Origin of the sequence: Pseudoalteromonas sp. NZS71_1, assembly GCF_015864305.1 — a bacterium.
Classification (GTDB): domain Bacteria; phylum Pseudomonadota; class Gammaproteobacteria; order Enterobacterales; family Alteromonadaceae; genus Pseudoalteromonas; species Pseudoalteromonas arctica.
The window spans coordinates 158,950-170,890 of record NZ_JADYXM010000008.1; the positions used below are offsets into that span (position 1 = coordinate 158,950).

At 41.5% G+C, this 11,941-nt stretch carries 12 protein-coding genes; 6 read left to right on the plus strand and 6 right to left on the minus strand.

What is annotated here, in order from left to right:
• Positions 1-120: 120 nt before the first annotated feature.
• The 6 genes from megL to pspA all read right to left on the minus strand — a co-directional run bounded on the left by megL (position 121) and on the right by pspA (position 5,316).
• Complete coding sequence (gene megL / locus I6F43_RS13205) at positions 121-1,302, minus strand: methionine gamma-lyase (protein ID WP_007580969.1); 1,182 nt, start codon at positions 1,300-1,302, stop codon at positions 121-123.
• Positions 1,303-1,450: 148 nt separating this feature from the next.
• Positions 1,451-2,479: a YcjF family protein gene (locus tag I6F43_RS13210; protein ID WP_197102728.1), complete on the minus strand. Its 1,029-nt coding sequence runs from the start codon at positions 2,477-2,479 to the stop codon at positions 1,451-1,453.
• On the minus strand, positions 2,476-3,894 hold the full coding sequence (locus I6F43_RS13215; RefSeq protein ID WP_197102730.1) for a YcjX family protein: 1,419 nt from the start codon (positions 3,892-3,894) through the stop codon (positions 2,476-2,478). Before I6F43_RS13215 ends, I6F43_RS13210 begins: the two co-directional genes overlap by 4 nt.
• Before the next feature lie 63 nt (positions 3,895-3,957).
• The gene (gene pspC / locus I6F43_RS13220) at positions 3,958-4,359 is read right to left on the minus strand and encodes an envelope stress response membrane protein PspC (RefSeq protein ID WP_007580963.1); all 402 of its coding nucleotides are present in this window, start codon (positions 4,357-4,359) and stop codon (positions 3,958-3,960) included.
• Positions 4,356-4,589 carry an envelope stress response membrane protein PspB gene (gene pspB, locus I6F43_RS13225; RefSeq protein ID WP_002958332.1) on the minus strand — a complete coding sequence of 78 codons (234 nt, stop codon included), beginning with the start codon at positions 4,587-4,589 and terminating at the stop codon, positions 4,356-4,358. The genes pspC and pspB overlap by 4 nt, the downstream gene beginning before the upstream one ends.
• A gap of 67 nt (positions 4,590-4,656) precedes the next feature.
• Positions 4,657-5,316 carry a phage shock protein PspA gene (gene pspA / locus I6F43_RS13230; RefSeq protein ID WP_002958333.1) on the minus strand — a complete coding sequence of 220 codons (660 nt, stop codon included), beginning with the start codon at positions 5,314-5,316 and terminating at the stop codon, positions 4,657-4,659.
• 186 nt (positions 5,317-5,502) lie between these two features.
• Here pspA and pspF point away from each other — a divergent pair, with 186 nt between their 5' ends.
• From pspF to I6F43_RS13260, 6 genes are read left to right on the plus strand one after another with little or no spacing between them, the layout of a single operon-like run.
• Positions 5,503-6,567 carry a phage shock protein operon transcriptional activator gene (gene pspF / locus I6F43_RS13235; RefSeq protein ID WP_010553754.1) on the plus strand — a complete coding sequence of 355 codons (1,065 nt, stop codon included), beginning with the start codon at positions 5,503-5,505 and terminating at the stop codon, positions 6,565-6,567.
• 15 nt (positions 6,568-6,582) lie between these two features.
• Positions 6,583-8,190, plus strand: a complete 1,608-nt coding sequence (locus I6F43_RS13240) for an ABC transporter substrate-binding protein (RefSeq protein ID WP_165721612.1) — start codon at positions 6,583-6,585, stop codon at positions 8,188-8,190.
• A complete protein-coding gene (locus tag I6F43_RS13245; protein ID WP_101217618.1) occupies positions 8,190-9,224 on the plus strand; it encodes an ABC transporter permease in 1,035 nt (344 codons plus the stop codon). The genes I6F43_RS13240 and I6F43_RS13245 overlap by 1 nt, the downstream gene beginning before the upstream one ends.
• Positions 9,211-10,104: an ABC transporter permease subunit gene (locus tag I6F43_RS13250; protein WP_007580954.1), complete on the plus strand. Its 894-nt coding sequence runs from the start codon at positions 9,211-9,213 to the stop codon at positions 10,102-10,104. Before I6F43_RS13245 ends, I6F43_RS13250 begins: the two co-directional genes overlap by 14 nt.
• Positions 10,105-11,097 carry a peptide ABC transporter ATP-binding protein gene (locus I6F43_RS13255; RefSeq protein WP_007580952.1) on the plus strand — a complete coding sequence of 331 codons (993 nt, stop codon included), beginning with the start codon at positions 10,105-10,107 and terminating at the stop codon, positions 11,095-11,097.
• Positions 11,097-11,858 (plus strand): ATP-binding cassette domain-containing protein, encoded by a 762-nt coding sequence (locus I6F43_RS13260; protein ID WP_165721611.1) that lies wholly within the window; start codon positions 11,097-11,099, stop codon positions 11,856-11,858. The genes I6F43_RS13255 and I6F43_RS13260 overlap by 1 nt, the downstream gene beginning before the upstream one ends.
• Positions 11,859-11,941 lie beyond the last annotated feature (83 nt).

Sequence of the window (11,941 nt, forward strand, 5' to 3'; positions counted from 1 at the left end):
ATCAGTATTTGGCGCGATCACCCCAATCGTAAAGTTAAAATTACACCTATGGCACATTAAAAATACAGGCCTTTAAATAAAGGCCTATAGCTTATTTTATGTGTACACAATTAAATACACCTAACCAATTTTAGTAAAAGCTTGGTTTAAATCACTAATAATGTCGTTAACATCTTCAAGCCCAACCGAGAGTCTGATCAGCCCATCACTTATTCCAGCGGCAGCTCGCTCCTCTGGCGTATAAGGCGAGTGAGTCATAGATGCAGGATGCTGAATCAGTGTTTCAGCGTCGCCGAGGCTTACTGCAAGTGTACAAAGTTTCATACTATCAATAAATTGTGCGCCATCTTGTAGCGTACCTTTTATTTCAAACGCAATAACACCACCAGCGGCTTTCATTTGGTTACCAATAAACTTATAACCTGGGTGCGATTTAAGCCCCGGGTAATATACGGTGCTTACTTGTGGATGCGCTTCTAGATATTCGGCTATTGTTTGTGCGCTTTGACAATGACGCTCTATTCTAATAGCGAGTGTTTTTAGGCCTCGATTAATTAGCCATGCGTCGTGTGGGCTTATGGTTGCACCAATGTCTTTTAGTACGGTCATTTTAATGTGTGTTATGTGCTCAAGCGATCCACATACAATACCGGCAACTACGTCTCCGTGGCCGTTTAAGTACTTGGTCGCACTGTGCATTATAATGTCGATACCGTATTTTTTAGGCGATTGCAGTAGCGGCGTTAAAAAGGTGTTGTCGACCACACTAATTAAATTGTGCTCTTTAGCAACTGCGCCAATGAGTGCCAAATCAATAACCGCCATAGTGGGGTTGATTGGCGTTTCTACAAATATCATTTTTGAATTAGGTTTGATGGCAGCGCGTAGTTCGTCCTCGTTGGTCATATCAACAAAAGTGACTTCGATTCCCCAGCGCGGCAACATATGCGAGAAAAACGCAAAGGTACAACCATACAAAGCACTTGAGGCAACAAGATGATCTCCCTGCGATAAAAAGCTCAGTACTGAGGCAGATACAGCCCCCATACCTGTTGCGGTTGCAGCAGCTGCTTCACAGCTCTCTAGTTGAGCAACTTTTTGTTCAAGTTCTGTGGTTGTAGGGTTTCCTAAACGCGTATAAATATAGCCAGGTTCGTCGCCTGCAAAACGCGCAGCACCTTGTGCGGCATTTTCAAAATGAAAGGTAGAGGTTTGATACAAAGGAGAAGTGAGTGCGCCGTGCGGGTCGTTTGCTTTTTGTGGTCCGTGAATACACTGGGTGTTTATATGATGCTTGCTCATTGTAGGCTCATTTTTTGATTATTATGTTTTTGCGATTCAACAATCAAAACGTATGCGCTTACAAACAGCAAGCATGCCGGATGCTCAGATGGCTATTTGTGTAAAAACCGTGCAGCTCATGTTTGTACACAAATATTGCCACTACTTTTTACTGTGTTGGTTCCGCCTTTTTACGGCTCATAATTTTACCTGCGATGCTTTGCACAGTGCCTTTTAACAAGCTGCGTTTGTTTTCAAGCCGTGGTAATGGGCGACTAAGCTCCATTGCTTTGTAACCAATACGCGCTGTAAAAATACCGGCACTGACACCTTGCGCAGCCCGCCCCGAAAGCTTACCTAAAAGCTCAGCACTTAGTGCAGTTGCAGCAAGGTCAGATACAAGCTCAGCACTGCCTACAAACATCACTTGTTTTATCAGCATACGGTATAACTTTATACGGCTCGCGTAGCCAAAACCAATGCCGTAAATTTTACCAATTTGTTCTATTAACTTAGTACCGCGCCAAAGCACGGCCATCATATCCACCAGCGCAAGTGGGCTTAGGGCAACTAGCAGTGCAGATTCAGTCGCAAAACGATTTATAAGCTTTTTAGCTTTGGTGTCTTGGGTTATTAATAAACTATTGGCGTACAGCGTCATTATTTCTTTGTCGCTGTGATGCGTCGCTACTTGGTTTTTAAAGGTTTCAAAGTTATCAAGCTCCTGATGTTTATTAAGCTTTTCGAGCCAAGGTAATGCACCGCCTACTTGCTCGCTGTTTAAAAGCCTGTCGGCTTCAACTCGGTGCAATTGGTTACGCTTTAAACTGCGCAGCATTCGGTACTCTCGCCACAATAAGCGCCCTATTAGCAGCACGCCACTTACAACTGCTGTTAAATAAACGCTGCCTAAAATAATTGACTGCTCGAAAGCAAATACTAACGAGTACGCAAACTCTAAAAGCACCAGTACTATAAAACTAATAGCAAAAACACCTTTAAGCGTTTGCCACTTTGACTTTTTGTACACTGGTTCTAGATCTATTTCTGGCTCTAGTGCTTCATCTTCTTCAAGTTCTTCGTAATCACTTTGTCCGTGCTGAATAATTTTTGCAGGTGCTAAAACGGGTTCGTTTTGCTCAATGCTTTGCGTATCTATGCGACGCCCTGCTTGAAATGGTTGGTTTGACTCACTCATGTTAATTTGTCTCCTAGCAGGTACTGCATGACATGATCTAATCGAATATGTTTTAGTTGTTTATCGGGGCTCGGCATTGGAGAGAACGATAAAAACTCAAATCCCTGTGCTGGCCACTCACTTTTATTAAGCATCCGCGAGGGAGGTTGCGGCGGTAAATAGGTAAGCCAATCAGGCTCGTATAATGGTTTGCCGTAAATGCAGTCGAGTGTTTGACCTTTGTCGGTAATTTGGCGCGGCTGCGTTGCTGTAATTGACGACATAGCCATGGTTTCTATTTTTACACCATCAAACTTTAAGTGATTACTTTGCTCATGCACGAGCGAATCAAGTAGCAGTGCTAAATCTTTATGGTGCTTAGCACTTATATGATCTGACTTATTAGCTGCAAATAATATTTTGTCTATGTTGGGCTTAAATAAACGTTTAAAAAAGCCCGATTCACCATAGTTAAAGTGTGCGAGTAATTGGTTTATTACACTGCTTTGCTCTTGGAGTGTTTCGTGCCCTTCGTTTAATGCACTAAGTACATCTACAAGTACAATTTGGCGATCGAAGTGTCTAAAATGCTCATTATAAAATGGTTTTACAACTTCTTTTATATAAGCGTTAAAGCGCTTAATTAAATGCGCTAAATTAGAACCCGCAACGACATCGTCACTATTTACTTTACCCGATACCGGAAAAAACAATAACAATGGCGCGCCTTGTAAGTCGCCAGGCATTAGCATGCGCCCAGGTTGCAACATGGCAAGTTTGGTGTCTTTTTTAAGCCCTACTAACATGCTTTGATAAAGCTGAGCAATATGAGCAAGTGCGTTTTCATCAACGGGAGCGTTTAAGTCAAGTTGCTCAACGGCCATTAAGAAATCACTTGATGTGTTTACGCGCGAAGGCTGAGTTAATAACGGGTATTGCTGCTCGCACCATTGAGAATAGCTTTGCTCAAGCATAGGTAAATCAAGGAGCCATTCACCGGGGTAGTCAATAATATCTAAATAAAGCGTTGATTGCGGCGAAAAGTGGCCGCGCAGCCCTGCATTACTCTGATACTTTATTGCCAAGCGCAGCGTATTAATCCGCTCGGTTGATGCAGGCCATGTAGGCATCCCATCGCTTGGTAATAATGAATTTAGCGCGCGCGTATAATTAAACGTAGGAACTCTTAACGCCTCTTGCGGCACAACTTTAGTGGCCACATGGCGGTGCTCGCGCATTACATCAAAAAAAGGTAAGTTTTTATCGTCAGCTTGGGTTGTTAAGTGTTTAACAAGTGCGGTAATAAAGGCTGTTTTACCACTACCACTTAGGCCAGTTACGGCAAGTTTTACGTGTTGGTCTAAACTGCGATGAAGGGCTTTTTGTGCTTTGCCTTTAATACTTTTAAAGGTCTTTTTTGCAAATGATTGGCTCATAAAGTGTCTTGCACCTAATTTGCCGTAATTTATCACGCTGCAAATAAGGTGCTATTAAATCCTTTAAAGTTTGTTAATTTCACGGCTCACCGTAAACTCGCTTGAAGTTACATGGCGCTCCATATCTTGAAGGCGAGTATCTACACGCGTTAAACGCTCTTTTAAATCTTGCAATGCGCGGCGCGGTGGCTCGCCCTTTTGCCATACTTTAAATTTTACTTCTAGCGGATCGTCAGTTTTAGTTGAGCTTTTAGTTTGCACTGTTGCGGGCTCTTTTTTATCTAAAATGAACCAGGCTGCAATATACGCTACCACAAATAATGGGCCACCCGTTAGCAGTACCGCACTAACAAATATAATGCGAACTAACCATAACTCCATATTAAAGTAGTCACTTAATCCCGCACATACTCCGGCTATTTTACCGCGTTGTGGGTCTCTTAATAATTCGCGTTTGGCACTCATACTTTGCGTCTCCATTGTGGTGACTCTTGATCAAGTAATGCTTCAAGTGTTTCAACCCTGTCTGCCATTTTTTCGGCTTTATGTGCAAGCTCAAGTAACTGGCGATGTTCGTGTTCACTTAAACCTTGGCTTACTTGTTTTTTGCTACGGTAATGTAAAATTAACCACAGCGGTGCAACAAAAATCATAAATATAACAAATGGTACAATTATTACGTCTGAATCAAACATAATCCTCTCCTGACAATCCGTTTTGATGTTTTTAAGCAGTGGGGCACTTTAAGTGCCCCTTTATAAATTATTTATCAGCTAGCTTCTTTTTAAGTTCGGCTAGCTCATCATCTATCTTTTCATTTTTTTGTAGATTAGCAATTTCGTCCGCTAACGTCTTTTTACCTAAATCGTAAGACTCAATTTGAGATTCTAGTCCATCAATTTTGGTTTCGTAACGTTCAAAGCGGTTAAGTGCGTCTTCTACTTTTGAACTATCAAGTGTCTTTTTCACTTCAAGACGCGACTCAGCCGAACGTTGGCGAAGTATAATTGCTTTTTGACGAGATTTCGCATCTGCTAGCTTTTCTTGTAGTGTCGTTACTTCTTGCTGTAGTTTCTCAATATGAGACTCTACATGTTCAAGTTCACTAGCGACTGAAGCAACGGCATCTGCCGACTTTTGCTTTTCAAGCAGGGCTGAGCGCGCTAAATCGTCGCGGTCTTTACTTAAAGCCAGTTCGGCTTTATCTTGCCAATCGCTTACCTGTGCCTTAAGCGTATCTAAGCGGCGTACAATTTCTTTTTTCTCAGCCAATGTTTTAGCTGATGTAGAACGTACTTCAACAAGCGTGTCTTCCATTTCTTGAATAATCAGACGAACCATTTTTTCTGGGTCTTCTGCTTTATCTAAAATGGCGTTGATATTAGAATTAACAATATCTGCAAAACGTGAAAAAATTCCCATAACATTTACCTCTGTAATTAAAACTTAGTTAGTCTGCTATAACTAGTATCAATATGCTTGCCAACTTTTTAAAAGTTAAAATACACTTTATTTTCATTACGTTAAACTAAATATACAAATTTCTTTAGTTATCCCTACTTATGAAATACACTAACTGTTAGTAAAAATGACCAAGAGTTAGGAAATATGAGCCAATATCGCCAACAGGATAATTTACTCGGCCAATCAGATAGCTTTCTGTCTGTATTAGATCAGGTATCGCAACTGGCTAATTTAGATAAACCGGTACTTATTATTGGTGAACGCGGCACAGGTAAAGAGCTAATAGCAGCACGCTTACACTTTTTATCAAAACGCTGGGATCAAAACTATGTAAAGCTTAACTGTGCAGCGCTTAACGAAAACCTACTCGAAAGTGAGTTATTTGGCCACGAAAGCGGTGCTTTTACGGGGGCAAGTAAACGTCACGAAGGTCGTTTTGAACGCGCTAACAGCGGCACACTGTTTTTAGACGAATTAGCTAATACCTCAGCTATGGTACAAGAAAAACTGCTGCGCGTTATAGAATACGGTGAGTTTGAACGTGTTGGCGGCAAACAAACTGTAAAAGTAGATACCCGCTTAGTGTGTGCGACAAACGAAGATCTTCCTTATTTGGCCGAGCAAGGTGAATTTAGAAGTGATTTACTCGATCGCCTTGCCTTTGATGTAATTACCCTACCACCACTGCGCGAACGCCAAGACGATATTATGCTTCTTGCTGAGCAGTTTGCGATGAATATGGCGCGCGATTTAGAGTGGGAACTGTTTAGCGGTTTTACCCGAAGCGCAACAGAAACACTGCTTAGTTATGATTGGCCAGGTAATATTCGTGAACTTAAAAATGTGGTTGAACGCAGTTTGTATCGCCACGGTAGTGAACATATTCCCGTTCACCAGATTATTTTAGACCCATTCGATAGCCCATTTAGACCAAAAGCGCGTATTAAAGCACCTATAGCAGCTCAAACTGTTAATGCAGAGCCTATTGTTGTTGCGCCGCCGATTACTCAAACAAGCAATGATTCTGCCGTTGATATTCAATTTCCGTGCAGCTTAAAAGAGCGTTCAAACGACTTTGAAATAAACATGATTAATAAAGCACTCGAACATAGCCAATTTAATCAAAAGAAAACTGCAGAAGTACTTGGTTTAACGTATCATCAATTACGTGGTTATCTTAAAAAATACAACTTGTTGGATCAACAATAGTCAGAGGTTATGCGGGTGCATAAATTATTACTTGTTTTGCTTGCCACCACTTTAGTTGGTTGCCTTGATAGCAAAGAAGAAATCATAGAAGAAAAAAACCAAGGCTTAGTTTATTGCGCTGAAGCTAACCCTGTGTCGTTTAATCCGCAAGTCACGACCACCGGTTCAACTATTGATATAATTGCTAACCAATTATACGACCGTTTAATTAGCATTGACCCTGTTACGGCAGAGTTTCAAAGTGAGCTGGCGACCGATTGGAGAATTAGTAAAGATGGTAAATCGGTTACCTTTACCCTGCGTAAAGATGTAAAGTTTCATACAACTTCTTATTTTACCCCATCGCGGGATTTTAACGCCGACGACGTTATATTCACCTTTAGCCGATTATTCGATGTATACAATCCATATCACTTTGTGGGCGATGCCAATTATCCGTATTTTCAAAGTGTGGGGATTGATCAACTCATTCGTAAAATTGTGCGTGTGTCTGACTACCAAGTGCGTTTTGAATTGTTTAATCCTGAAAGCAGCTTTTTAGCTAATATGGCCACCGACTTTGCCGTGGTGCTTTCAGAAGAATACGCCATGGAACTTAAGAAAAAAAACGAAGAAAACTTATTTGATCAGTATCCTATTGGCACTGGTCCGTATATTTATAAAGAATACCGCCGAGATCACCTTGTACGCTTTTACCGTAACCCACTTTATTGGAAGCACGACGTTGCACTTGAACAATTGGTTTACGACATAACCCCTAACGGCACTACGCGTATAGCAAAAATGCTGACTAAAGAGTGCGATGTAACGGCTCATCCAAGTAGTGCGCAATTGAGTATTTTAGCGCAACGTGATGATATAAACGTTGAAAAAGAAACGAACTTAAACATAGGTTATTGGGCGTTTAATACAGAACGTGCCCCGTTTGACGACTTGCGTGTACGCCAAGCACTTGCTCATGCAATAGATGTAGATAAAATAATGCAGGCGGTTTATTACGGTAACGGTACTCGCGCACAATCTATTTTGCCGCCAACCTCTTGGGCGTTTGAGCCACAAGAAGATATACCTACGTTTGATCCAGAACTTGCTAAAAAGTTACTAATTGAAGCAGGCTTACCTGATGGCTTTGATATGACGATATGGGCTATGCCTGTGAGTCGTATTTATAACCCTAACGCGCGAAAAATGGCTGAGCTTATGCAAAGTGATTTACGCAAAGTGGGCGTTAATGTAAGCATTGTAGAATATGAGTGGAACACGTTTATTCAACGTATTGGCGAGCATAGGCACGACAGTGTATTACTTGGTTGGGCCGCAGATACACCCGATCCTGATAACTTTTTTAGCCCACTGCTGAGTTGTACCGCTACTTTTAGTGGTAAAAACCCAGCAAACTGGTGTAATCCCCAATTTGACTTATTGCTTACTCAAGCACTAGACACTACTGATTTAAACAAACGTAAAAAATACTACGAAGACGCACAAAGCTTAATTATTCAAGAGCTGCCGTTATTACCGATTGCTCATGGCCTGCGCTTTCAAGCGAGTAGCGCCGACGTGGAAGGCATAACACTTGGCCCATTTGGCGCTATTTCGCTTGCCAATGCGAGGAAAAAATAATGATCTTAGATTATATTTTACGTCGCCTAGGTTTGTTCTTTTTTATGATACTGATGCTCAGCGTATTTACGTTTTCACTGGCGTATTTATTTCCCGGTGATCCGCTAAGTAATTTAAGCGGCATACCAAGTAGTAACTTTGCACAGCATAGTGAGCTTGAAGACAAATATTTATATAACAGCAATTACTTTATGCAATACATTGCCTTTTTAGGGCGAATATTTCAGGGTGATTGGGGGCTTTCATTTGCCTCTGGTAATAGTGTGTTTAGCCATATTGTTGATTTGCTACCGGCTACTTTAGAGCTAAGCGTATACGCATTAATTGTATCGGTTATTATTGGTGTACCGACTGGCATTTTAGGCTCTGGGTATCATAAACGTTGGCCCGACAAGCTTATAAACTCTACCACTATGGTGGGTTATTCAATGCCTGTATTTTGGCTCGCATTGTTATTAATAATGGTTTTTTCATTAAAGCTTGGCTGGTTTCCTATGTCGGGCAGAATGGGGCTCCTTTACGAAATACCCGCCAGTACTGGATTTATTTTAATTGATATTGCACTGGCTGGCTTTCCATATAAAGGAATGGCCTTTGTTGATGCGCTGCGCCATTTAACACTTCCGACTATTGTACTGGCTATGTATCCAACCACTGTATTAGTGCGCTTTACTCGCGAGTCTATGCTTAAGGTTATGGATCAAAACTTTATTAAAACAGCTAGGGCAAAAGGCCTTAACCGCCGCCAACTTATCATGCACCATGCACTGCGCAATGCATTACTGCCGGTAATTAAGCAAATTGGTTTGCAATTTAGTACGCTAATAACGCTTGCGATGATTACCGAAGTTATTTTTTCGTGGCCGGGTATTGGCCGATGGTTAATCGATAGTATTTATCAGCGTGACTTCCCTGCAATTCAAGGCGGGTTAATGGCAGTGTCTTTATTTGTTATTTTAGCTTCTATTACAGCTGAGCTTACTTACACTTTATTCGATCCACTCTCGCGGAATCAGGCCCATGGCAAAGTTTAATTTATTTTCTGAAGAGTCGAATAAATCGCCACTGGCGCGATTTTGGCGAAAGTTTAAAAATAACCACCCTGCTTTGGTTGGTTTATGGATATTTATGGCGTTTGCACTATTAGCCGCCACCGCTCCTTTTTTAGCCCCGTATGGTGTAAACCAACAACACACTGATGCACTGCTTATTCCGCCATCGTGGCGAGAAATGGGCGATGTACGCTTTCTTTTAGGTACCGATGATTTAGGCCGTGATGTACTCTCGCGCTTAATGAATGGTGCTACGTATACGTTTGGCCTCTCTGTTGTAGCCGCCCTAATCACGACTATTTTTGGTGTGTTAGTGGGTACTTTTGCAGGGATTAGTAAAGGGCTGCGTTCAAGCTTTTTAAATCACTTGCTTGATATAACGCTTTCTATTCCTTCTTTGTTACTGGCAATAATAATAATCGCCATACTCGGCCCGGGTTTAATGAATACCGTATGGGCAATTATTTTAGCATTACTGCCGCAGTTTATTCACTCAGTGCGTAACCTGATTGTTGATGAATTAAGTAAAGATTACATTACTGCGTTTAGACTAGATGGTGCGTCTAATTGGCATATTATATCGCGTGGTATTTTTCCTAATATTTATGAGCATATTGTGGTTATATTCACGATGGCGCTTTCTACCGCTATATTAGATATTTCAGCACTGGGATTTTTAAAATTAGGGGCTCAGCCACCGACGACCGAATGGGGCGCAATATTAGCCGAAAACCTAGGCCTCATTTATTTAGCACCGTGGACTGTAGCGCTACCTGGTATACTGTTATTTTTAGCCGTGTTATCTACTAATTTAGTAGGCGATGGCCTGCGACAAGTGCTAAAAGCACGTAAGGCTGATTAAATGCAATTACTCGATGTTCGTAACTTAACAATTGAACTACGTACCTCTGAAACTGTAATTAGAGCCGTAGACAGAGTGAGTTTTAGCTTAAAAGAAGGCGAAGTACATGCGCTTGTGGGCGAGTCTGGCTCTGGTAAAAGCCTAATAGCAAAAGCGATTATTGGTGTATTGAACGAACGCTGGGATATTACTGCCGACCGTATTCATTGGCGCGGTGTAGACTTAATGCGTTTAAGTCCAGAGAAACGCCGTAAAATAGTAAGCCAAGATATAGCGATGATCTATCAAGATCCAAGTCGCTGCCTTGACCCAACCGCTAAAATATTTGACCAAATTGCCGAAACATTGCCAGAGATCGCAACTAAAGGTTTCTTTTTAAAGCGCAACCGCGAGAGAAAAGACAGAGTAAAAGCGCTTATTCATAAAGTGGGCATTAAAAACCACGAAGCAGTACTAAGTAGTTACCCTCATGAGCTCTCAGAAGGCGTATGTCAAAAAGTAATGATTGCAATGGCCATTGCCCGCACTCCAAAGCTATTGATAGCAGATGAGCCAACTACAGCGCTTGAGAGCACAACTCGCGCACAAGTATTTAGATTACTAAAAAGCTTAAACCAACTTAAAAATATGTCTATTTTGATGATCTCTCATGAACTTGAAGAGATTGCACATTGGTCGCATGGCATTCATGTTTTATATTGCGGGCAAATGGTTGAAGCAGGCCCAACCCATGAAATATTCAAACAGCCTCGCCATCCATACACGCAAGCATTACTAAAAAGCTTGCCTGACTACGAACAAGGTTTAGCCCATAAAGAACCTTTTTATGCACTTAAAGGGACTATCCCTACCCTGCAACACTTGCCTATTGGCTGCCGCCTCGGGCCGCGTTGTCCGCAAGCACAAAAAGCCTGCGTGGTAACACCTACCCTTACTAAGCATCATGGTCATAGTTATGCGTGCCATTTTCCGTTAATTAAGGACATGAAATAATGCAGCCGCTACTAAAAGTACAAGCACTATCAAAAACATTCAATGTGCGAGCAGGGCTTTTTTCACGTAAAAAGTTTGAAGTACTTAAAAATATTTCGTTTTGTGTCGGTAAAGGCGAAAGTATTGCCATAATTGGTGAAACAGGTGCAGGTAAAAGTACATTAGCAAAACTACTTTCAGGAGCTGATACTGCTGATAGCGGGCAAATTTTGCTCGAGAATAATATTATCGAAGATAATGGCGTACGCGATAATCAATGCCGGGATATTCGTATGATTTTTCAAGATTCAGCTGCATCGCTCAACCCGGGGTTGACCATTGGCGAAATGCTTGATGATTGCCTGCAATATAATACTGAGCTTGATGCTAGTGAACGCACTGAAAAGATCGATGCAACGCTTTCAAAGGTGGGTTTGTTAATCGATCATAAACACTACTACCCGCATATGTTTAGTGTGGGGCAACTACAGCGTGTTGCATTTTCTCGTGCATTAATTTTAGATCCTAAGGTGATTGTGCTTGATGAAGCCGTTTCGTCTTTAGACCCTTCTATACGCGCTCAAATAGTGAATTTATTACTTAAGCTGCAGCGCGACACAGGCCTAACATATGTAATGATCACCCACCATTTAAGCCTAGTGCGCCACATCAGTGATTTTGTGGTTGTACTCGATAAAGGCGAAGTAGTTGAATACGGCCCTACTGAAGACGTTTTCCAAAACCCCCAATCAAAAGTAACGCAGCGATTACTGAGCTGCTAAAAGCAGCTTATAAATTTATACCTTTTTTGTAAGGTAACCGCATTTAGGTGGGTCTTGTTGTTAACTACATTTAATTAACAAGA